This is a genomic window from Pseudomonas sp. A, assembly GCF_056270345.1.
In genome coordinates this window covers 4,974,676-4,997,939 of sequence record NZ_CM149873.1, presented here as the reverse complement: position 1 = coordinate 4,997,939, position 23,264 = coordinate 4,974,676, and the positions used below count along the sequence as shown (strand labels likewise).

Below are 23,264 nucleotides of genomic sequence, written 5' to 3'. Positions count from 1 at the left end.
TAAGAAGAGGCGGCAGCATTGTCTACGGGTAATTTGGATTTCGAACAGTTCCGGGTCTTCCTGGAGAAAGCCTGTGGCATCCTGCTGGGCGAGAATAAGCAGTACCTGGTCTCCAGCCGTCTCAACAAGCTGATGGAGCAACAGGGCATCAAGTCGCTGGGCGAACTGGTGCAGCGCATCCAGACCCAGCCACGCAGTGGCCTGCGCGAACAGGTGGTCGATGCCATGACCACCAACGAGACGCTGTGGTTTCGCGACACCTACCCGTTCGAGGTGCTCAAGAGCAAGGTGATCCCGGAGTTCATCAAGAACAACCCGGGCCAGCGCCTGCGCATCTGGTCGGCGGCCTGTTCGTCCGGTCAGGAGCCGTACTCGATCTCGATGTCGATCGACGAGTTCGAGCGCACCAACCTCGGCCAGCTGAAGATGGGGGCGCAGATCGTCGCTACCGACCTGTCGGGTGCCATGCTCAACAACTGCAAGACCGGCGAGTACGATAGCCTGGCCATCGCCCGCGGCTTGTCGCAGGAGCGCCTGCAGCGCTACTTCGACCCAAAGGGGCCGGGGCGCTGGGCGATCAAGTCGCCGATCCGCAGCCGCGTCGAGTTCCGTTCGTACAACCTGCTCGACAGCTATGCGCCGCTGGGCAAGTTCGACATCGTGTTCTGCCGCAACGTGCTGATCTACTTCTCGGCCCAGGTCAAGAAGGACATCCTCATGCGCATTCACGGCACCCTCAAGCCCGGTGGCTATCTGTTCCTGGGGGCGTCCGAGGCGCTCAACGGGCTGCCTGACCATTATCAGATGGTCCAGTGCAGCCCGGGGATCATCTACCAGGCCAAGTAAGGCTGGGCGAAAAAAGGCCGGTATCCTGCGATACCGGCCTTTTTGTTTTCGCTGCGGGCTTGCCTGTAATGGCGTGTCAGAACGCGTAGCGCAGCCTGGCCGAGAACACGTCGGCATCGAAGCCCGATTTGCCCACGTAGTCATAGCTGACGCCGATGCTCACCGCACCCAGTTTGTAGTCCGCACCCAGCCCGGCCTCGTAGCTGTTACGCGCCACGCTGGCGCCATGGCTGACGAAAGGTGTGGTGCCCAGCACGAAGGTCGCGGTGTTCTGCACAGGATCCGCGGCAAAGTCGTGGAAGGCCATGACTTTCACCTGCGGCTCCAGGATGCCGGCGCCGAGCGGCAGTTGGCTGGCCACGCGCACGCCGGCGCCCAGCTCGATGGCCTCGTAGCGCTGCGCCTCGACCTTGAGTGCGGCGGCCGAGCCTTTCTCGTTGAAGCGGTCGATGTCGACGCGGCTGTAGCGCGCTGCCAGGCGCGGCTCGACCAGCAGTCGCGGATTCAGCTGCCAGCTGTAGCCGCCCACCAGGTTCAGGCCCAGCAGGTTGCTGTCATAGTCCGACTTGGCCCGTGTGCCCGCGACCTCTCGCTTGCCTTGGTTGTCGTTGAAACCGTAGGTCAGGCTGGCGTCGACGAAGTAGTTGTCCAGGGTGTAGCTGCCATACAGCGAGAAGGCGTGGCTCTGTACCTGGGTCTTGTTGCCGCGTTTGCCGTTGACGTCAGTGTCGATGAAGCTGTAGGCCGCACCGAGGGTGAGCTGGTCGTCCAGTTGGCCATCGGCGCCGACCGCCACGCCGCGGCTGTAGGCGTTGTAACCGGCAATGCCATCGCGCTGCTGCTGGCTGGCGTCGCTGTACAGCGACTGCATCCACACGCCGGAGGCGCGGCGTGCCTCGTCGGCGCGAGGGGCGCGCAGGCTGCTGGAGCGGTTGTCGATGGCGTTGCCGATCAGTCGCTGGCTGGCCATGGCGGCCTGGCGGGCGCCGTCGCTGACGTCCGGCGCCAGTTGCTCGGCGAGCCTGGCCAGTTGCGCCTCGTCGGCGCTGGCGGCGGCGAGGAACAGTGGGTCCTGGTTGCCCAGGCGTGCCAGCAGGCCGGCTTCGGCCAGGTTGCCCAGGGCACGCTGTGCATTGCTGTCGCCACCCTGTTGGGCGACGATCTGCTCAAGGTCCTCGGTCGGCTTGGTGCTGACGGTGACGTAGACCTTGTTGTCATCGAGCGTGCTGCTCAGCACATTGAGCATGGCCGAGGTGCTGGCGACCAGGGGCTTGGCGTTGACCTGCAGGCCGTTGGCGTCGAGGACCTGCACCTGGCCGGCCTCGAGCAGCAGGTAGCGGCTGCCGCTGGCCTCGAAGTCGGTGTCCTCCGGCTCCAGCAGGATCCGCGCGTTCTGGGCGAACTCGGCGATGCCGCTGACCTTGAGCAACGCTGTGTTCGGGTCAGTGCTGCTTGCCAGCCACAGGCCCAGCGCCGAGTTGTCGGCAATCCTCAGGTTGCCGTCGAGGGTGGTGTGAAGGCTGTGCAGGGTGAAGGTAGTGGGTGGCTCGCTGCTGTCGCCAACGTCGATCCAGCCACCGTTTGCCAGGCGGATGCTGTTGCTGCCGGGCGGGGCGTAGGCGACGCCATAGGTGCTGTCGCCTTCGACCTCGATGTTGGCCAGGTCGACGAGGTCGCCGTAGATCTTGCTGCCCTGGCGCATGATCAGCTCGACCGGGCGGTTGCTGGTGGTGGCGTCGATGGCGACTTTGGCCCAGATCTCGCCGCTGTTGAAGATGTTCAGGTCACCGTTGGCCTTGTACCCGGGTTGCAGGCCGGGGCCGTCAAAGGCGGTATTGCCAATGCGGATAGCGGTGTCGCCGGCCACGATCCTGCCGCTGTTTTCGACATGGCGTCCCAGGCTGTCGAACAGGGTCGCGCCGTCGAGCACGATGGCCTGGGAGCCTTGGTCACCAGCGAAAATCTGGCCCTGGTTGTCGATGCCGGCCAGTACGGTCGGCCGGTTGGCGGCATCCGTGGTGGCGTGGATGGCGATGGCGCCCGGGCCCGTCGCGCTGATCTCGCCGCGGTTGACCACCCGCTCTTCCAGGTTCGCCCCTGCCAGGTTGATGGCCCGTGAGTTGCGGCCGGTGGCGATGATGCGGGCGCCTGCGGTATTGATCAGGCCGCCGTGGATGCGGCTGATGTTGCTACCGGGGCTGGACAGGTCGATGCCGTAGGTGGGGCCGCCATTGTTGTACGAGAAGCTGGTGCCGGCCTTGAGCAACCCTTCGTTGGTCAGGTCGTCGTCGACGGTGCTGGCGCTCAGGCGCAGGGCGGCACCGTCGAGGCTGGTGGTGACAACATTGCCGCGGTTGGTCAGGAAGCCGCCGATGTTGGTGCCGCTGATACGGATACCGTCGCTGCGATGGATCAGGTCGACAGCGTTCGTGTCGCTGTCGTTGATTGCACTGCCAAGCGTCATGTTGCCCGCCACCAGGCTGTTCGCGAGGGCGATCGCGTCCTGCTGGTAGCCGGTGAAGCTGCCGGTGAATTCGAGGTCGTCGGCAAAGGACTGGTGGTCACCCCTGTAGCCAGCATGGGTGAGTGCAATGGTCTGGGGCAAAGCCAGGGCGGGGGCGGGAATGGCGCCGATCAGGAGGGCCAGGAGGGTCTTGCGCAGGTTAAGCGGTGGCACGGTTTCGTTCCTTTGAAATCGTAATGAAAGCGGCGCGCATCCATGCGGGCGACAACCGTGATGGCGTGGGCTGGTGCGCGAGGACGCGGATGCTATCGCGATTGGTGGCTAAATGACATGTCGAATTGACGTCAATTTTTTGTTTTGCCGCTTTTGCCGCCTGGCAATTGCCGCTTGCCGAGTTGGATGCGGAAGCACATTGCCGCTTTTCTGGCATCGCCAGTGTCCTGATATCTGGCTAGCCCCCGCTTTACTGGGGTTGCGCAGGTTGGCACAGCCCTTGCTAAAGCCTAAGCCAACGAAACTCTGGTCAACCTTTGAAGGTTTCCCCGATATGAGCATCAGCTTCGACAAGGCGCTTGGCATCCACGAAAAGGCATTGGGCTTCCGCGCCCAGCGTGCCGAGGTGCTGGCCAATAACATCGCCAACGCCGACACGCCCAACTACAAGGCGCGTGACATGGACTTCTCGTCGGTACTCGCCGCCGAGGCCGACAAGCAGCAGAAGGGGCGCATAGCCCTGGACCGCACCAACAACCGCCACATCGAGGCCGAAGGCCTGGCGATGATGGACGACACCCTGCAGTACCGTACGCCGATGCAGCCGTCGATCGACCAGAACACCGTGGATGCGCAGATCGAGCAGTCGAACTACGCGGAAAACGCCGTTGGCTTCCAGGCCAGCTTCACCCTGCTCAACAGTAAATTCAAAGGGCTGGTATCGGCCCTGCGTGGAGAGTGACCATGTCCCTTGCCAGTGTCTTCAACATCGCCGGTAGCGGCATGAGCGCGCAGAACACGCGCCTGAACACCGTTGCCTCGAACATCGCCAACGCCGAGACGGTGTCCTCGAGCATCGACCAGACCTACCGCGCCCGCCATCCGGTGTTCGCCACCACCTTCCAGAACGCGCAGAACGGCATGGGCCAGTCGCTGTTCGAGGAGCAGGGCGAGGCCGGGCAGGGCGTCCAGGTCAAGGGCATCATCGAGGACCAGAGCAACCTCGAGGCACGTTACGAGCCCAATCATCCGTCGGCGAACAAGGACGGCTACGTCTACTACCCGAATGTCAACGTGGTCGAGGAGATGGCCGACATGATCTCCGCCAGCCGTGCGTTCCAGACCAACGCCGAGCTGATGAACACCGCCAAGACCATGATGCAGAAAGTACTGACCCTGGGTCAGTGATAAGGAATCCCGACCATGGCAGTCGAAAACCCCAGCGTGAACCTCAATGATGTGCTGACAAAATCCGGGGTCAGCACCGGCACCAAGAAAACCACCACCGAGCCTGTCGACAAGAATGCGCTGGGCAAGGATGCGTTTCTCAAGCTGCTGGTCACCCAGATGCAGCACCAGAACCCGCTGGATCCCCAGGACAACGGTCAGTTCATCGCCCAGCTGGCGCAGTTCAGCAGCCTGGAAGGCATCCAGACCCTGAACAGCTCGGTCAACTCGATCATCAGCGGCATGGGCTCGTCCCAGGCGCTGCAGGCCTCCTCCCTGGTAGGGCGTTCGGTGATCGTGCAGAACGACAAGGCCCTCTTCGATCCGAAGGAAAGCCTCAATGGCCAGGTGGTCGTGCCGCAGAACATCACCGACGGCAAGGTGACCATCAAGGACAAGGATGGCAACGTGGTCAAGACCATCCAGTTGGGCGAGCAGAAGAAAGGCACCGCCGATTTCATCTGGGACGGCACCAACGACAAGGGCGAAAAAGTCGAGGCGGGTACCTATAGCTTCACCGCCACCACCACTGTCGACGGCAAGTCGCAGGAGATGTACACGATGCTGCCGGCCAAGGTCACCAGTGTCAGCTTCCAGAACGGTGGCGAGATGATGCTCAACCTTGCCGGGATCGGCAAGCTGGGCATCTCCAAAGTACAAACTATCGGAATCTAAGGCCGCTAGCACGGCATAAGGAGTGAATGCATGTCTTTCAATATCGGCCTTAGCGGTCTGTACGCAGCCAACAAGAAGCTGGACGTCACCGGCAACAACATCGCCAACTCCGAGACCGTCGGCTTCAAGTCGTCGCGCGCCGAGTTCGCCGACGTCTACGCCGGCGCCAACCGCCTGGGCGTGGGCAAGAACCAGGTCGGCAACGGCGTGCGCCTGGCCACGGTTTCTCAGCAGTTCGGCCAGGGCGACGTCAACAACACCGGCAACGTACTGGACATGGGCATCCAGGGCCAGGGCTTTTTCGTCCTGTCCGACAACGGCTCGCTGAGCTATACCCGCGCCGGTGCGTTCCAGACCAACAAGGACGGCTATGTCGTCACCTCCGATGGCCTGGGTCTGCAGGGCTATGGGGTCGATGCCAATGGCAAGATCATGAAGGGCGTGCTGACCGACCTGCGGATCGATACCTCGGCAATGGCGCCGAAGGCGACCACCCTGATCGACCAGGGCATCAACCTGAACTCCTCGGCCCCCGACATCCCGCTGCAGGTCCCGGACAACTCCACGCCGCCCGTGATGGTGCCGAACAAGCCGTTCGATCCGAAGGATCAGAGCACCTACACCAAGTCGTTCCCGACCAAGGTGTACGACAGCCAGGGCAACGAGCACGTCATGGAGCAGTTCTACCGCAAGACCGGCGAGAACCAGTGGACCATGTACACCCTGGTGGAAGGTCGCAACCCTTACGATCCGAGCAAGACCACGCCGCTCATTGGCAACATCGACTTCAACCCCGATGGCAGCGTCAAGGCCATGACCGCCAGCCCTGACAACGTGCCGACCACGCCGGTGGGAGCGTTCGACTGGAGTGTGGTCAACAACACCTTCACCATGAAGGGCTGGATCCCGGCCGCCAAGGACGCCGCGGGCAACTGGGGTTCCAACGGCTCGGTGGGTAACGCCGACGGTATGCGTCTGTCGATGAACAGCACCACCTCCTACAACCTCGAGACCGCGCGCAGCTCGCAGTCCCAGGACGGTTATGCCACGGGTGTCCTGTCGAACCTGTCGATCGACTCCACCGGCGTGATGTTCGCTAGTTTCAGCAACCAGCAGTCCCGCGCCATCGGCCAGGTAGCCATTGCCAGCTTCGCCAACGAGCAGGGCCTGCAGCAGGTCGGCGGTACCCGCTGGAAGGAAACCTTCTCCTCGGGTATTCCAGGTATCGACGCGCCAAAAACTGGCACCCTGGGCTCGGTGGAGTCCAACTCGCTGGAGGCTTCCAACGTCAACCTGACCAAGGAGCTGGTCGAGCTGATCAAGGCGCAGAGCTTCTACCAGGCCAACGCCAAGACCATCTCCACTGAAAGCACCATCATGCAGACCACCATCCAGATGACCTGATGGTCGCTGGCTGAGCGTTTGTCGACGAACCCCTTTGCACGAAGGGGTTCGTCGTTTTCGAGGAGAGGCTCCATGAAAAAGCTGGTCGCTGCCGCTGTTGCGGCGCTCTGCCTGCTCCAGGCGCAGGCCGCGATGGCCCCCTGGTGGCGCTGGGAGAGCCAGGCCGATGGGCGTCTGGTGTGTTCGCAATGGTCACCTGGCGAGGGCTGGAAACGCTTTGCCGGGCCGTTCGACAATGCCGGTTGCAGGTCGCTTTGACCCAAGGCAAAAATTGATGGCTTGAGGCCATCGATTGGCGGATTTGCTTCAGGTATGATCCGCGTCATTCCACTCGTTCGAGTGGCTGGCAAGCGTCATTTTCCAAGGATCGGAACTCTTGAAAAGCAGTAAGGATACTGGCGCGCGCGTGCTGCCGGCGCCGCTTCGCGTGGCCTTGAAAAAGGGCCTGGTCGGCGCAGCCCTGTTCTCTGGCGTGATCAACCTGCTGGCGTTGATCGGCCCCCTGTTCATGCTCGAGGTCTATGACCGGGTCATCCCCAGTCGCAGCCTGCCCACCTTGGTGGCGCTGGGGCTGCTGGTGGCGGGTGCGTACCTGGTGTTCGCCGTGCTCGACATCATTCGCTCGCGGGTCATGTCGCGTATCGCTGGAGCTGTGGACGGAGCGCTTTCGACGCAGGTGTTCAGGATCATCGCCGGCACGCCGCTGAAGATCGCCCTGGACCAGGATCCGCTCAAGCCCGCCCAGGAACTCGAACAGATCCGCGCCTTCATCGCCGGCCCCGGGCTCATGGCGTTCTTCGACCTGCCGTGGATGCCGGTGTACCTCGCGGTCAGCTTCTACATCCATCCATCACTGGGCTGGCTGGCGTTGGGCATGATCGTGCTGATGGTACTGCTGACCTGGCTCACCGACCGTGGCACGCGCCGGGCCATGCGTGACAGCGCGGTACTGGCCAGCCAGCGCAATCGCCTGGGCCAGCAGGCCCATGTCGGCGCTGAAGTGCTCGCCGCGATGGGCATGACCGAGCGTGCCGCTGCACGTTGGCAGGTGCTGCAGGAGCAGTACGCCACGTTGCAGCGGCGCAGCGCCGATGTCGGCAGCTTCTATGGCGGGATCACCAAGGCCCTGCGCCAGTTGGTGCAATCGGCGTCCCTGGGTGTGGGTGCCTGGTTGGTGATCGGGGGCGATCTCAGCGGCGGTGCGATTGTCGCCGCCTCGATCATCGTTGCCCGCACCCTGGCCCCGGCCGAGCAGATCATTGGCACATGGCGCAGCCTGGTGTCCGCGCGATTTGCCTGGCAGCAGTTGCGCGGCGTGCTGGCGATCTTTCCGGCACCCGCGCACAGGACTGCGCTGCCGACTGCTCGCAGCCAGCTGCTGGTGAGCGGCCTGTGTGTGGCGCCGCCGGGCGTGCAGCGGCTGGTGCTGCAAGGGGTGAATTTCAGCCTGGCTGCCGGCGGCTCGCTGGCGGTGATCGGCCCCAGCGCCTCGGGCAAGTCGTCGCTGGCGCGGGCCTTGGTCGGCGCGTGGCCGGCGCTGCGCGGCCAGGTCTGCCTGGATGGCGCGGCACTGGAGCTCTGGCCGGATGCGGCGCGGGCGGTCATGACCGGTTACCTACCGCAGAGCGTCGATCTGTTCGAGGCGAGCGTGGGGCAGAACATCGCGCGTCTGGATCCGCAGGCCGATGCCGCGGCGATTGTCGCGGCGGCGCGTCAGGCCGGCGTGCACGAGTTGATCCTGCAACTCCCGCAGGGCTACGACACGCCGGTCGGCGAGGGCGGCGTCAATCTTTCGGCAGGGCAGCGCCAGCGTATCGGCCTTGCCCGCGCGTTGTATGGCGAGCCGTTCCTGGTGGTGCTCGACGAGCCCAATGCCAACCTTGATGCCGAGGGCGAACGGGCGTTGGCCCGGGCGATCGAGGGCGTCAAGGCGCGCGGCGGGGTGGTGGTGGCCATCGCCCACCGTTCCGGGCTGCTGGCGGTGATGGACCAGGTGCTGGTGCTTGAGCAGGGGGTGCAGGCGGCATTTGGCCCGCGCGATACCGTGCTGGCGCGACCGGTGACGCTCGCCGAGCCGCGAGTGGTCAAGGGGGGTGTGCAGGCATGATGCGGATCGATGATGAACAGGGGCTGCTGCGTTCGCTGCGTGGCCACCTGTGGGTCGGTGCCGGGGTCGTGGTGGTGTTGCTGGGCGGCGCGCTGACGTGGTCGGCCGTCACTGAACTGGCCGGTGCGGTGATTGCGCCGGGGGCGGTGGCGGTGCAGGACAGCGTGAAGAAGGTCCAGCATCCCAGTGGTGGTGTGGTGGCGCAATTGCTGGTTGGCGAGGGGCAATCGGTGCAGGCCGGTGACGTGTTGCTGCGACTGGACGCGACCTTGCAGGAGGCCAGTCATGCCATCGTCGCCAAGGCCCTTGACCAGGCCTTGGCGCGTCAGGCTCGGCTCGAGGCGGAGCGCGATGGCCTGGCGCAGGTGGACACGCCGTCACGGCTTGTCGCGCGCGAGGGTGAGGCACAGGTGCAGGCGGTGCTGGCCAGTGAGCGGCAGTTGTTCGTCGACCGCCGCCAGTCGCGGGATGGGCAGAAGCAGCAATTGCGCGAGCGTATCGAGCAACTGATCCAGACCATCGCCGGTCATGACCTGCAGCAGCGCACCAAGGGCGAGGAAATCCGCCTGATTGACGAGGAATACCAGGCCGTCAAGATCTTGCAGAAGAAGGGCCTGATGACCCTCGACCGAGTCAATGCCCTGGCCCGCGGCATCGCTCGCCTGCAGGGCGAACGTGGCCAGTTGGTCGCGGCCATCGCCGAGGCGCGGGCGCGCATTGCCGAAACCCGTCTGGAGCTGTTGCAGGTGGACCAGCGGTTCCGCGAACAGGTTTCCGGCGAGCTGCGTGACCTGATGGCGCAGCAGGGCGAATGGGTGGAGCGCGAGGTCGCTGCGGCCGACCAGCTCAAGCGCATAGAAGTGCTGGCGCCCAGTGCCGGGCGGGTCCAGCAGTTGGCGGTACACACCGTGGGCGGTGTGATCTCGCCGGCCGAGACCCTGATGCAGATCGTCCCGCTGGACGACGAACTGTTGGTCGAGGCGCGCATCAGCCCGCAGGACATCGATCAGGTCGTGCTCGGCCAAGAGGCGTTGCTGCGCTTCAGTGCGTTCAATCGCGCGACCACCCCCGAAGTGCTCGGGCGGGTGGTGCGTCTCTCCGCCGACCTGGTAACCGACCCGCAGAGCGGGCTCGGCTTCTACCGCGCCGGCATTCATATCGACAAGGCCGAGCAGCGCAAGCTGGACGGCCTCACGCTGGTGCCGGGCATGCCGGTGGAGTCGATGATCCAGACGGGTCATCGCACCGTGCTGTCCTATCTGCTCAAGCCAGTAGGCGACCATGCGCAACGGGCATTCAGGGAAGGATGAGCGCCGACCGGAGGGTGGGCGCTGTCATGCAGGGATTGTTCAACCATTGGCAAGGAATCAGTAGACATGGCTGTTATCCAGGGAACCGAAGGCGCCGACAATCTGGTCGGTACCAGCGCGGACGATCAGATTTTTGGCAAGGGTGGCGATGACATCATCAATGGCGGTGATGGTAACGACACGCTATACGGTGGCGCGGGTGCCGATCGCTTCATCGGTGGTGCGGGCAACGACACCGTGTCGTACACCGATGCCAGTGCCGGCATTACCCTGAACTTCAAGACCGGCGTGCATACCGGTATCGCCGCTGGCGATACCTTTGAAAGCATCGAGGTGTTCCAGGGTTCGAACTACGCCGACACCTTCATCAGCGATGCGCGCGCGCAGACCTTCAATGGCGGCCTGAACGACACGATGGACTACTCGCTGTCCGACCAGGCGGTGACGATCACCATCGACAACACCGGCGGCAAGGGCCAGGGCGGCGACGCCGAAGGCGACAAGTTCACCGGCATGTACAGTGTCATCGGCAGCAGCCAGAACGACACCTTCATCATGCAGGCGACGGGTTCGAGCAAGAGCTTCGCCGGTGGTGCCGGCAACGACGTGTACTACCTGCATGGCGCTGCCGGCGTGTTCGAGCAGGCCGGCGGCGGCATCGACGAGGTGCGCACCTCCCTGGCCAGCTACACCCTGACCAGCGAGGTGGAAAACCTCACCTACATCGGTAGCGGCAACTTCACCGGTGTCGGCAACGCCAGCGACAACATCATCACCGGCGGCAGCGGCAACGACGTGATGCGCGGCGGCGCCGGTGGCGACCGCTTCATCGGCGGCGCGGGCAATGACACCGTGTCGTACACCGATGCCAGCGCTGGCATCACCCTGAACTTCAAGACCGGCGTGCATGGCGGCATCGCCGCTGGCGACACCTTCGACAGCATCGAGGTGTACCAGGGCTCGAACTATGCCGACACCTTCATCAGCGACGCGCGCGCGCAGACCTTCGATGGCGGCCTGAACGACACGATGGACTATTCGCTGTCCGACCAGGCGGTGACGATCACCATCGACAACACCGGCGGCAAGGGCCAGGGCGGCGACGCCGAAGGCGACAAGTTCACCGGCATGTACAGTGTCATCGGCAGTAGCCAGAACGACACCTTCATCATGCAGGCGACGGGTTCGAGCAAGAGCTTCGCCGGTGGTGCCGGCAACGACGTGTACTACCTGCATGGCGCTGCCGGCGTGTTCGAGCAGGCCGGCGGCGGCATCGACGAGGTGCGCACCTCCCTGGCCAGCTACACCCTGACCAACGAAGTGGAAAACCTCACCTACATCGGTAGCGGCAACTTCACCGGTGTCGGCAACGCCAGCGACAACATCATCACCGGCGGCAGTGGCAACGACGTGATGCGCGGCGGTGCCGGTGGCGACCGCTTCATCGGCGGCGCGGGCAATGACACCGTGTCGTACACCGATGCCAGCGCCGGTATCACCCTGAACTTCAAGACCGGCGTGCATGGCGGCATCGCCGCTGGCGACACCTTCGACAGCATCGAGGTGTACCAGGGCTCGAACTATGCCGACACCTTCATCAGCGATGCGCGCGCGCAGACCTTCGATGGCGGCCTGAACGACACGATGGACTACTCGCTGTCCGACCAGGCGGTGACGATCACCATCGACAACACCGGCGGCAAGGGCCAGGGCGGCGACGCCGAAGGCGACAAGTTCACCGGCATGTACAGTGTCATCGGCAGCAGCCAGAACGACACCTTCATCATGCAGGCGACGGGTTCGAGCAAGAGCTTCGCCGGTGGTGCCGGCAACGACGTGTACTACCTGCATGGCGCTGCCGGCGTGTTCGAGCAGGCCGGCGGCGGCATCGACGAGGTGCGCACCTCCCTGGCCAGCTACACCCTGACCAACGAAGTGGAAAACCTCACCTACATCGGTAGCGGCAACTTCACCGGTGTCGGCAACGCCAGCGACAACATCATCACCGGCGGCAGCGGCAACGACGTGATGCGCGGCGGCGCCGGTGGCGACCGCTTCATCGGCGGCGCGGGCAATGACACCGTGTCGTACACCGATGCCAGCGCCGGTATCACCCTGAACTTCAAGACCGGCGTGCATGGTGGTATCGCCGCTGGCGACACCTTCGACAGCATCGAGGTGTACCAGGGCTCGAACTATGCCGACACCTTCATCAGCGACGCGCGCGCGCAGACCTTCGATGGCGGCCTGAACGACACGATGGACTATTCGCTGTCCGACCAGGCGGTGACGATCACCATCGACAACACCGGCGGCAAGGGCCAGGGCGGCGACGCCGAAGGCGACAAGTTCACCGGCATGTACAGTGTCATCGGCAGCAGCCAGAACGACACCTTCATCATGCAGGCGACGGGTTCGAGCAAGAGCTTCGCCGGTGGTGCCGGCAACGACGTGTACTACCTGCATGGCGCTGCCGGCGTGTTCGAGCAGGCCGGCGGCGGCATCGACGAGGTGCGCACCTCCCTGGCCAGCTACACCCTGACCAACGAAGTGGAAAACCTCACCTACATCGGTAGCGGCAACTTCACCGGTGTCGGCAACGCCAGCGACAACATCATCACCGGCGGCAGCGGCAACGACGTGATGCGCGGCGGCGCCGGTGGCGACCGCTTCATCGGCGGCGCGGGCAATGACACCGTGTCGTACACCGATGCCAGCGCCGGTATCACCCTGAACTTCAAGACCGGCGTGCATGGTGGTATCGCCGCTGGCGACACCTTCGACAGCATCGAGGTGTACCAGGGCTCGAACTATGCCGACACCTTCATCAGCGACGCGCGCGCGCAGACCTTCGATGGCGGCCTGAACGACACGATGGACTATTCGCTGTCCGACCAGGCGGTGACGATCACCATCGACAACACCGGCGGCAAGGGCCAGGGCGGCGACGCCGAAGGCGACAAGTTCACCGGCATGTACAGTGTCATCGGCAGCAGCCAGAACGACACCTTCATCATGCAGGCGACGGGTTCGAGCAAGAGCTTCGCCGGTGGTGCCGGCAACGACGTGTACTACCTGCATGGCGCTGCCGGCGTGTTCGAGCAGGCCGGCGGCGGCATCGACGAGGTGCGCACCTCCCTGGCCAGCTACACCCTGACCAACGAAGTGGAAAACCTCACCTACATCGGCTCTGGCAATTTCACCGGTTATGGCAATGCCGGCAACAACGTGATTGTCGGTGGCGCTGGCAATGACACCTTGTTTGGCGGTGCCGGTGCCGACCGTTTCGTCGGCGGCGCGGGTATCGACACTGTTTCGTATGGCGACAGCACTGCCGGCATTCTCCTGAATCTCAAGACCGGCGTGCATGGCGGTATCGCCGAGGGCGATACCTTCGAGGGCATCGAGAAGTTCGTCGGCTCGTCGTCGGGCGATGTCTTCGTGGCCAACGACCAGCCCAACGACTTCAATGGCTCGCTAGGTGTCGATCTGTTGACGTTCGCCGGCGAGGGCGCTGGGGTTACGCTCGATCTGAACGCTACCGGTAATGACCTGTTCACCAGTATCGAGAGTTTCGAGGGTACGGCGTTCAACGATACGTTCGTGGGGACCACTGCGAACGAGAACTTCATTGGCGGTGCTGGCGCGGATGTGATCAATGGTGGGGCCGGTCGGGATTCGGCCTGGTACATCTCGAGCAATGCCGGCGTGTCGATCGATCTTGCCGCAGGTACTGTGGCTGGCGGGCATGCCGAGGGTGATGTGCTGAGTGGAATCGAAGGGCTGGCGGGCTCCGCGTTCGCCGATGTGCTCAATGGCGATGCCGGTGCGAACACGCTCTACGGCGCCGAAGGCGACGATGTCATCAATGGCGGTGCGGGCAATGACATCCTCTACGGGGATGGCATCTACTCCACCGATTTCGGTGCCCTGGCGCGCCCGGCGAACACCCAGGTCGCCCAGGCGGATGTCGTCAATGGCGGTGACGGCGACGACACCATCACCGGTGCGCTGAACGACACGGGTTCCGTCTACCATGGTGATGCCGGCAACGACACCATCCAGACCACCAACGGCAAGGCGTATGGCGATGATGGCAACGATCGCCTGGTTGGTAACGGTTTTGCCTACGAACTCTATGGTGGCGCCGGCGCCGATCGCCTGGACATGATGTCGGCCGGCTACGCCTTCGGTGGCGAGGGCAGCGATGTCTACACGATCTACTCCAAGGCGGGCGTGGTGATCCAGGATACCGGTAGCGCAGGTGTCGACGTGGTGGTGCTGAAGAACATCCAGACCTTCCAGGATGTCGTGGTGCAGAACGATGGCGTCAATGCCTTCATCTTCTCCAAGGCTGACTGGAATGCCGGCAACCTCGATTCGGGGGTGATGCTCAGCAACTGGTACGCCGGCTCGAACACCATCGAGTCGTTCCAGACCAACAACGGCGACACCTTCACCATCACCTGACAGGCAAGCGGCGTCTGACAGCGTCCGCAGGCGGCCAAGCCTTGCCGCTGTCAGACGCTCGCCGCCGAGATTTTGTCTCTCTGACAGCGTGCTTTTCGGCAAAGGCCCCGTAAACCGGGGCCTTTGTCGTTTCTGTGGTAATTGGCGCGAAACTTGCTAGAAGCTTCGTACAGCCACGGCGACCGGCAATCGATCGCCCGTGCAGCGGAGGATGACTGTGGACAAGATGCTTTACGTGGCCATGACCGGCGCCAGCCAGAACGCGCTGGCGCAGAAGGCCCATGCCAACAACCTGGCGAACGTTTCCACCAACGGCTTCCAGCGTGATCTGGAGCAGGCCCGTTCGATGCCGGTGTTCGGCGACAGCTTTCCGGCGCGTGCGTTTGCCATGAGCGAACGGCCGGCCACCGATTTCAGTGCCGGTCCGCTGGTGGAAACCGGTCGCGAGCTGGACGTGGCGGTCAGCGGCAACGGCTTCATTGCCGTGCAGGCCCCCGATGGCAGCGAGGCCTACGTGCGCACTGGCGGCCTGAACATTGACGCCCTCGGTGTGTTGCGCGCCGGCAACGGCATGGCGGTAATCGGCAATGGCGGTCCGATCGCCATACCACCGGAGCAGAAGGTCGAGATCGGCGATGACGGCACCATCAGCATCCGCGCCATGGGCGAGGACCCACGGGTGATGGCCGAGGTCGACCGGATCAAGCTGGTCAACCCTGACATCAAGGGCATGATCAAGGGCCAGGACGGGCTGATCCGTACCGCCAGCGGCCAGCCGGCCGACATGGACGTGAACGTGCGCGTGGTGTCGGGATTCCTCGAAGGCAGTAACGTCAATGCCGTGGAGGAAATGACATCGGTGCTGGCGCTGTCCCGACAGTTCGAGTTGCACGTCAAGATGATGAAAGCGGCCGAGGAAGGCGATCAAGCCATGGCTCGGGTTTTGCAGATCGGCTAATCACATTTGAACGGGTGCCGTAAAACAGGCGCACGAGGAGAACACTAAATGCTTCCGGCTCTTTGGGTCGCTAAAACCGGCCTTTCCGCCCAGGATACCAACCTGGCGGTCATCTCGAACAACCTGGCCAACGTCTCGACCACTGGCTTCAAGCGTGATCGCGCCGAGTTTCAGGACCTGCTGTACCAGATCAAGCGCCAGCCCGGTGCGCAGTCCACCCAGGACAGCGAGCTGCCTTCGGGCCTGCAGGTCGGTACCGGTGTACGTATCGTCGGCACCCAGAAGAACTTCCAGACCGGCAGCCTGCAGACGACCGAGAATCCGCTGGACATGGCCGTCAACGGTCGTGGCTTCTTCCAGGTGCTGCAGCCTGACGGCACCGTCTCCTATACCCGTGACGGTACCTTCCACCTGAACTCCGACGGCCAGGTCGTCACCGCCAACGGCTTCGCCCTGGAACCTGCGGTCGTCGTACCGCCGGATGCCCAGACCTTCACTGTCGGCCAGGACGGCACGGTGTCGATCACTACCCCCGGCAACCCGGCCGCGCAGGTCATCGGCAACATCCAGACCGCCGACTTCATCAACCCGGCGGGCTTGCAGGCCATCGGCGGCAACCTGTTCCTCGAGACCGCCGCCAGCGGCGCGCCGCAGATCGGCACGCCTGGCCTGAACGGTTTCGGCCCCACCCTGCAGAAAACCCTGGAGGCGTCCAACGTCAGCACCGTGGAAGAAATGGTCAACATGATCACCACCCAGCGTGCCTACGAGATGAACTCCAAGGTCATCTCCGCCGCCGACAAGATGCTGTCGTTCGTCACCCAGCAGCTGTAAGCCCTGGCGGCCCGATCAAGGCGGGCCGCTGATCATCCGCTCGCTGTTGCAGCGCCTGTTTCACCATGAGGTAAGTGTCATGAGCCGTCTGTTGTCCGTATTCGCCCTGGGGGGGGTGGTGTTGCTGGCTGGTTGCGTTGCGCCGACGCCCAAGCCAAACGACCCGTATTATGCGCCGGTCCTGCCGCGCACCCCGTTGCCGGCGGCGGCCAACAACGGCTCGATCTACCAGGCCGGTTTCGAGCAGGGTCTGTACACCGATCGCAAGGCGTTCCGGGTCGGTGACATCATCACCATCACCCTGAACGAGCGTACCTCGGCGAGCAAGAACGCCGGTTCCCAGATCCAGAAGAACAGCAAGGCCGATATCGGCCTGACCTCGCTGTTCGGCACCGTGCCCAACACCAACAACCCGCTGGGCAGCGGCGACCTCACGCTTGAAGCCGGTTACAGCGGCGACCGCTCCACCAAGGGCGACAGCAAGGCCACCCAGGGCAACACCCTGACCGGCTCCATCACGGTGACCGTGGCCGAGGTGCTGCCCAACGGCATCATCGCCGTGCGCGGCGAGAAGTGGATGACGCTGAACACCGGCGAGGAACTGGTGCGCATTGCCGGCCTGATCCGTGCCGACGACATCGCCACCGACAACACCGTGCCGTCCACTCGCGTGGCCGACGCGCGCATCACCTATTCGGGCACCGGCTCGTTCGCCGATGCCAGCCAGCCCGGTTGGCTGGACCGTTTCTTCATCAGCCCGCTCTGGCCTTTCTGAGTACGGATGACCATGTTCAACGCTAGGCGGTTGATTGCCGCGACCCTGCTTCTGTCCTGTGCGTTCGGTGCTCACGCCGAGCGCCTGAAGGATATCGCCAGCATTTCCGGCGTGCGCGCCAACCAGCTGATCGGCTACGGCCTGGTGGTGGGCCTCAACGGCACGGGTGACCAGACCACCCAGACACCGTTCACCCTGCAGACCTTCAACAACATGTTGTCGCAGTTTGGTATCAAGGTGCCGCCGGGGTCGGGCAACGTGCAGTTGAAGAACGTTGCCGCCGTGTCGGTGCATGCCGACTTGCCGGCATTCGCCAAGCCCGGCCAGGTGGTCGATATCACCGTGTCTTCCATCGGCAACTCCAAGAGCCTGCGTGGCGGCAGTCTGTTGATGACGCCGCTCAAGGGTATCGACGGCAACGTCTACGCCATCGCCCAGGGCAATCTGGTGGTGGGTGGCTTTGATGCCGAAGGTCGCGACGGCTCGAAGATCACCGTCAACGTTCCGTCGGCCGGTCGCATTCCCGGCGGGGCCTCGGTCGAGCGCGCGGTGCCGAGCGGATTCAACCAGGGCAATAGCCTGACGCTCAATCTCAATCGTCCGGACTTCACCACCGCCAAGCGCATCGTCGACAAGGTCAACGAGCTGCTCGGGCCGGGCGTGGCCCAGGCCGTCGATGGCGGTTCGGTGCGGGTCACCGCGCCGATGGACCCGAGCCAGCGCGTGGACTACCTGTCCATCCTCGAGAACCTCGAGATCGACCCGGGCCAGGCGGTGGCCAAGGTCATCATCAACTCGCGCACCGGGACCATCGTCATCGGCCAGAACGTCAAGGTGTCGCCGGCGGCGGTTACTCACGGCAGCCTGACCGTGACCATCACCGAAGATCCGATCGTCAGCCAGCCGGGGCCGTTCTCCAATGGTCAGACCGCGGTGGTGCCGCGTTCGCGGGTCAACGCCGAGCAGGAAGCCAAGCCGATGTTCAAGTTCGGCCCGGGCACCACGCTGGATGAGATCGTCCGTGCGGTGAACCAGGTCGGCGCGGCGCCGAGCGACCTGATGGCCATCCTCGAAGCGCTGAAGCAGGCCGGTGCGTTGCAAGCCGACCTGATCGTGATCTGAGGACGCCAGGGATGAATTCGAAGAGTCTTGTTTCCAGTCAGGCCGACAGCGGCGCCTACACCGACCTCAATCGCCTGGGCTCGCTCAAGCGCGGGGATCGCGACAGCGAGGGCAACATCCGCAAGGTGGCCCAGGAGTTCGAGTCGTTGTTCATCAGCGAGATGCTCAAGGCGTCGCGCAAGGCCAGCGATGTGATGGCTGACGAAGACAGCCCGATGAACAGCGACACGGTCAAGCAGTACCGCGACATGTACGACCAACAGATGGCCGTGAGCATGTCGCGCGAAGGGGGTGGTATCGGCCTGCAGGATGTGCTGGTGCGCCAGCTGTCGAAGAACAAGGCCGCGCGCCCGAACACCAGTCCGTTTCCCCGGATCGAAGGGCAGGCGCCGGCATTGTGGGCCTCGAAAGTGGCCGAGCCCGCGCACATGGTCGAGAGTGTCGCTACGCGTAACGATGTGGCTGCGCTCAATGCGCGGCGCCTGGCGCTGCCTGGCAAACTCACCGATCGCTTGCTGTCCGGCATCGTGCCGTCTGCTGGCAATGCCGTCGCCAATGCCACGGCGCTGCCTGGGCGTGGCGATATCCCGCCCGGTGGCGTGGCCGTCGGCGACTGGGAGCCGGCCCGCACCTTCGCGGCGCCAGGTGGCAACCTGCAGATTCTCGGTCGGGCCGTGGCCCAGCCGCCGCTGGCACCGAAAAAGGCCTTCGCCGACAGCGACGCCTTCGTCGCCACCATGCTGCCGATGGCCGAGCAGGCCGCCAAGCGTATCGGTATCGATCCGCGCTACCTGGTGGCCCAGGCCGCGCTGGAAACCGGCTGGGGCAAGTCGGTCATGCGCAACCCCGATGGCAGCAGCAGTCACAACCTGTTCGGCATCAAGGCCACCGGCAGCTGGCAGGGCGGCGAGGCGCGGGCGATCACCAGCGAGTTCCGCAACGGCCAGTTCGTCAAGGAGACCGCGGCGTTCCGTTCCTACGACAGCTACCAGGACAGCTTCCACGACCTGGTGAGCCTGTTGCAGAACAATTCGCGCTATCAAGATGCAGTGCGGGCGGCCGATAAACCAGAACAGTTTGTGCGGGAGTTGCAGAAGGCCGGTTACGCCACCGACCCCAACTACGCCAGCAAGATCTCGCAGATCGCAAAACAGATGAAGTCGCAGCAGAGCTACGCAATGCTCGGTACCACCACGAAACTTTAAGGGCAGGAAACCATGGCGAGTTTGATCAATATCGGTATGTCTGGCCTGGGCGCCGCCCAGTCCGGGATGTACACCCTGGGTAACAACATCGCCAATGCCGATGTGGAAAGTTACTCTCGCCAGCAGATCGTCCAGAAGACCAAGGGTGGCCAGCAGGTCGGCCAGGTGTTCATCGGCACCGGCACCACGCTGTCCGATGTGCGCCGGGTGTACAACGCCTTCCTCGAGAACCAGCTGCGTTCCACCACGTCGCTGTCCAGCGACGCGAACGCCTACCTCAACCAGATCGGCCCGCTGAACAATGCCCTGTCCAGCGCCGACACCGGTATCACCGCAGCGCTCAAGAGCTTCTTCAGCGCGATGCAGGACGCCTCGGCCAAGCCCACCGAGGATGCCTCGCGGCAATTGCTGCTGACCAGCGCCCAATCGCTTGCCAAGCGTTTCAACAGCCTGTCGGCGCAGTTCAACCAGCAGAACAGCAACATCAACACTAACATGGCGGCGACGGCCGACCAGATCAACAAGCTGACCGCGACGATCTCCGAGTACAACCAGCAGATTGTCAAGATGACCGCCATCACCGGCAAGCCCAACGACCTGCTCGACCAGCGCGACGGCGCGGTGCGCGAGTTGAACAAGCTGATTGGCGTGGACGTGGTCGAGCGTGACGGCAACTACGACATCTACCTGAAGAACGGCCAGTCGCTGGTGCTGGGCAACACCACCCAGACCCTGGGCGTGGAGCCTGCGGCGACCGACCCGTCGCGGATGAACCTGGTGCTCAATCGCGGCTCGACCAAGATGGACATCACCGACAGCACCACCGGCGGCGAGCTGGGCGGTCTGCTGCGCTACCGCAAGGACACCTTGGACCCTGCGCTCAACGAGCTGGGCCGTGTGGCCCTGGTGGTGGCCGATGCGATCAACAGCCAGCTGGCCCAGGGCATCGACAAGAACGGCGAGTTCGGCGCGACCCTGTTCGGCGACATCAACAGCGCCGCCGCCATGGCCGGGCGCAGCGTGGCCAAGCTCGGTAACAGCCCCGGTTCCGGCAACCTCGATGTGAACATCAAGGACACCGGCAAGCTGACCACCAATGACTACCAGGTAACGTTCACCAGCGCCAACGAGTTCACCGTACGCCGCCTGCCCGACAACACCGAGATGGGCAAGTTCGACATCACCGCCAATCCACCACCGGTGATCGATGGCTTCAGCCTCAACCTGCGCGGTGGCGCGCCGATCGCCGGCGACAGCTTCAAGATCACCCCCACCCGCAATGCCGCGGCCAGCATCGAGACGGTGCTCACCGATCCCAAGCGCCTGGCGATGGCCAGCCCGCTGACCGCTACCAGCGGCTCGGGCAACAAGGGCACCGGGCAGATCGGCCAGCCCACGCTGACCTCCGAGCTGGACATCTACGATGCCGCCCAGCGCGCCGACCTGCAGACGGGGCTCAAGTACTCGACGCCGGTCAAGCTGGTGTTCGGTGACGAGAAGACCTCGCCCCAGACCTACACCATGTTCGATGCCAAGGGCAGCCCCATCGGCAGCGGCACGATCATCCCCGGCCAGGAGAACAAGCTGCAGCTGTCCGTGCCGATGGTCGATGGCAGCGGCAACCCGATCAACGACGCCAGCGGCACGCAGAAGAAGTTCACCTTCGAGATGACCGTCGCTGGCGCCCCGAAGGGCGGTGACAACTACACCGTCTCGCTGACCGGTGCCGGCTCGGCCGACAACCGCAACGCCCAGTCGGTGATCAACCTGCAGACCAAGCCCACCGTCGATACCGGTGCCGATGGCAAGGGCATCAGCTTCACCGATGCCTACGCCAAGCTGGTGTCCAACGTCGGTGGCAAGACCAACCAGGCCGAGATGGACAGCAACGCCACCCAGGCGCTGCAATCCTCCGCCCTGACCAGCCGCAACTCGAGCTCCGGCGTGTCCGTGGACGAAGAGGTCGGCAACCTGGTCAAGTTCCAGCAGTACTACACCGCGTCGTCGCAAATCATCAAGGCGGCCCAGGAAACCTTCGCCACTTTGATCAACAGCCTTTAAGGAGCCGTAGACCGTGCGCATCTCCACCCCGCAGTTCTACAACAGCAGCAGCGCCAACTACGAGCGCACCTTCGGCAACGTCAACAAGACGACGCAGGAAGCCAGCGACTTCATTCGCGTGCGCACCGCCGCCGACGATCCGGTCGGCGCCGCGCGCCTGCTGCAGCTCGAGCAGCAGCAGAACATGCTCGGCCAGTTCAAGGGCAATATCACCAACGTGCGCAACGCGCTGGGCAGCAGTGAAAGCACGCTCAATGCCATTGGTACCGTTCTGCAGCGGGTCAACGAGCTGGCTGTCAGCTCCGGTAACGCGAGCTTTACCGACGCCGACCGCAAGGCCAATGCACAAGAGCTGGCCTCGCTGGAAGACCAGCTGTTCTCGTTGATGAACAGCAAGGACGAGAACGGCAAGTACCTGTTCTCCGGCTCCAAGGGCGATACCCAGCCTTACGTGCGCAACTCCGATGGCACCTACAGCTACCAGGGCGATCAGAGCAACCTGATGCTGCAGGTCGGCGACATGCTCAGCCTGGCCGCCAACGAGACCGGCTACAGCGCCTTCGAGCAGGCGCTCAACACCAGCCGCAGCGAGACCCGCCTGACCGCGCCGGCCACCGATGACGGCCGGGTCAGCCTGTCCAACGGCCAGGTGTCCGGCAACACCACCTACAATGACCGTTTCCGCAGCGGTGAACCCTACAGCGTCCAGTTCACCAGCAGCACCGAGTACAAGATCCTCGATGCCGGCGGCAACGATGTGACGCTGGAAGCCAGCCAGGGTGGCAAGTTCGATCCCAATGGCACGAACATGGCCATCAGCTTCCGCGGTGTCGACCTGCGTCTGAAGATCAGCTTCAAGCCGGGTGACGAAGCCAACCCGGATGCCGCCATCGCCGGTCACACCTTCAACCTGAGCTCCAAGGCCGATTCGATCGCCGGCACCCGCAGCCCGGGCAACACCTCGTCGGCGCAGATCACCGATGCAAACATCAGTGACCCGGCCGCCTACAAGGCCGCGTTCCCCGGTGGTGGCGCGGTGCTGAAGTTCACCAGCGCCACCGATTTCGAACTGTATGCTTCGCCAATGACCGCCGACAGCCGTCCGATCTCCAGCGGCACGCTCAGCGGCACCACGGCCACCGCCGCCGGTGTGACGTTCGACCTGGCCGGTGCCCCGAATGCTGGCGATTCGTTCGCGGTCAAGGTGGACACCCATCAGAACCAGAATATCCTCAACACCATCAGCCAGTTGCGCACCGCGTTGAATACCCCGCAGGACAACGATCCGGTGGCCAAGCAGAACTTCCTCGCCGCCCAGGATGCGGCGCTGGGCAATATCGCCAGCGGCATGAACCAGGTGTCGTCGTCGATCTCGTCCATCGGTGGTCGCGGTCAGGCGCTCGATGTACAGGCTGAAACCAACGAGGCGCTTGCCGGCGAGAATACCAAGACTCAGAGCTCGATCCGCGAGAGCGACCCGGCCGAAGTGATGCTGCGCCTTGAAATGCAGAAAAACATGCTGCAGGCCTCGATGCAGTCCTTTGCCAAGATTGCCGGCCTGTCGCTGGTCAACTACATCTGATCGATCCTGCC

At 63.8% G+C, this 23,264-nt stretch carries 17 protein-coding genes; 16 read left to right on the top strand and 1 reads right to left on the bottom strand.

Annotation, left to right across the window (positions count from 1 at the left end; genetic code table 11):
* The first annotated feature begins 18 nt into the window (after window positions 1-18).
* Window positions 19-846: a protein-glutamate O-methyltransferase CheR gene (gene cheR, locus AC0MAZ_RS22290; protein WP_050706713.1), complete on the top strand. Its 828-nt coding sequence runs from the start codon at window positions 19-21 to the stop codon at window positions 844-846.
* A 76-nt stretch (window positions 847-922) separates the two neighbouring features.
* Here the strand turns inward: cheR and AC0MAZ_RS22285 are convergent, their stop codons facing one another.
* Window positions 923-3,523 (bottom strand): autotransporter family protein, encoded by a 2,601-nt coding sequence (locus AC0MAZ_RS22285; protein WP_475859205.1) that lies wholly within the window; start codon window positions 3,521-3,523, stop codon window positions 923-925.
* 334 nt (window positions 3,524-3,857) lie between these two features.
* Here AC0MAZ_RS22285 and flgB point away from each other — a divergent pair, with 334 nt between their 5' ends.
* The 15 genes from flgB to AC0MAZ_RS22210 all read left to right on the top strand — a co-directional run bounded on the left by flgB (window position 3,858) and on the right by AC0MAZ_RS22210 (window position 23,253).
* Complete coding sequence (gene flgB, locus AC0MAZ_RS22280; RefSeq protein ID WP_203651598.1) at window positions 3,858-4,265, top strand: flagellar basal body rod protein FlgB; 408 nt, start codon at window positions 3,858-3,860, stop codon at window positions 4,263-4,265.
* Window positions 4,266-4,267: 2 nt separating this feature from the next.
* A complete protein-coding gene (gene flgC / locus AC0MAZ_RS22275) occupies window positions 4,268-4,711 on the top strand; it encodes a flagellar basal body rod protein FlgC (protein WP_198743001.1) in 444 nt (147 codons plus the stop codon).
* Window positions 4,712-4,726: 15 nt separating this feature from the next.
* Window positions 4,727-5,425 (top strand): flagellar hook assembly protein FlgD, encoded by a 699-nt coding sequence (gene flgD, locus AC0MAZ_RS22270; RefSeq protein ID WP_234561781.1) that lies wholly within the window; start codon window positions 4,727-4,729, stop codon window positions 5,423-5,425.
* A gap of 30 nt (window positions 5,426-5,455) precedes the next feature.
* A complete protein-coding gene (gene flgE, locus AC0MAZ_RS22265) occupies window positions 5,456-6,829 on the top strand; it encodes a flagellar hook protein FlgE (RefSeq protein WP_203651599.1) in 1,374 nt (457 codons plus the stop codon).
* A 72-nt stretch (window positions 6,830-6,901) separates the two neighbouring features.
* The gene (locus tag AC0MAZ_RS22260; RefSeq protein WP_050706708.1) at window positions 6,902-7,087 is read left to right on the top strand and encodes a hypothetical protein; all 186 of its coding nucleotides are present in this window, start codon (window positions 6,902-6,904) and stop codon (window positions 7,085-7,087) included.
* Window positions 7,088-7,205: 118 nt separating this feature from the next.
* Entirely contained in the window at window positions 7,206-8,936 is a 1,731-nt protein-coding gene (locus tag AC0MAZ_RS22255; RefSeq protein WP_475859202.1) for a type I secretion system permease/ATPase, read from the top strand.
* Window positions 8,933-10,246, top strand: coding sequence for an HlyD family type I secretion periplasmic adaptor subunit (locus tag AC0MAZ_RS22250; protein WP_475859200.1), 1,314 nt, complete (start codon window positions 8,933-8,935; stop codon window positions 10,244-10,246). Before AC0MAZ_RS22255 ends, AC0MAZ_RS22250 begins: the two co-directional genes overlap by 4 nt.
* Window positions 10,247-10,312: 66 nt before the next feature.
* The gene (locus AC0MAZ_RS22245) at window positions 10,313-14,716 is read left to right on the top strand and encodes a beta strand repeat-containing protein (protein ID WP_475859199.1); all 4,404 of its coding nucleotides are present in this window, start codon (window positions 10,313-10,315) and stop codon (window positions 14,714-14,716) included.
* A 217-nt stretch (window positions 14,717-14,933) separates the two neighbouring features.
* Window positions 14,934-15,674, top strand: a complete 741-nt coding sequence (locus AC0MAZ_RS22240; RefSeq protein ID WP_203651601.1) for a flagellar basal body rod protein FlgF — start codon at window positions 14,934-14,936, stop codon at window positions 15,672-15,674.
* A gap of 48 nt (window positions 15,675-15,722) precedes the next feature.
* Entirely contained in the window at window positions 15,723-16,508 is a 786-nt protein-coding gene (gene flgG / locus AC0MAZ_RS22235) for a flagellar basal-body rod protein FlgG (protein WP_050706704.1), read from the top strand.
* A 79-nt stretch (window positions 16,509-16,587) separates the two neighbouring features.
* Window positions 16,588-17,283, top strand: coding sequence for a flagellar basal body L-ring protein FlgH (gene flgH / locus AC0MAZ_RS22230; RefSeq protein ID WP_050706703.1), 696 nt, complete (start codon window positions 16,588-16,590; stop codon window positions 17,281-17,283).
* A 12-nt stretch (window positions 17,284-17,295) separates the two neighbouring features.
* A complete protein-coding gene (locus AC0MAZ_RS22225; RefSeq protein ID WP_408005613.1) occupies window positions 17,296-18,405 on the top strand; it encodes a flagellar basal body P-ring protein FlgI in 1,110 nt (369 codons plus the stop codon).
* Between the two features lie 11 nt (window positions 18,406-18,416).
* Window positions 18,417-19,610 carry a flagellar assembly peptidoglycan hydrolase FlgJ gene (gene flgJ / locus AC0MAZ_RS22220; RefSeq protein WP_475859196.1) on the top strand — a complete coding sequence of 398 codons (1,194 nt, stop codon included), beginning with the start codon at window positions 18,417-18,419 and terminating at the stop codon, window positions 19,608-19,610.
* A 12-nt stretch (window positions 19,611-19,622) separates the two neighbouring features.
* Entirely contained in the window at window positions 19,623-21,671 is a 2,049-nt protein-coding gene (gene flgK, locus AC0MAZ_RS22215) for a flagellar hook-associated protein FlgK (protein WP_475859195.1), read from the top strand.
* A 13-nt stretch (window positions 21,672-21,684) separates the two neighbouring features.
* A complete protein-coding gene (locus AC0MAZ_RS22210) occupies window positions 21,685-23,253 on the top strand; it encodes a flagellar hook-associated protein 3 (RefSeq protein ID WP_234560350.1) in 1,569 nt (522 codons plus the stop codon).
* Window positions 23,254-23,264: the final 11 nt, after the last annotated feature.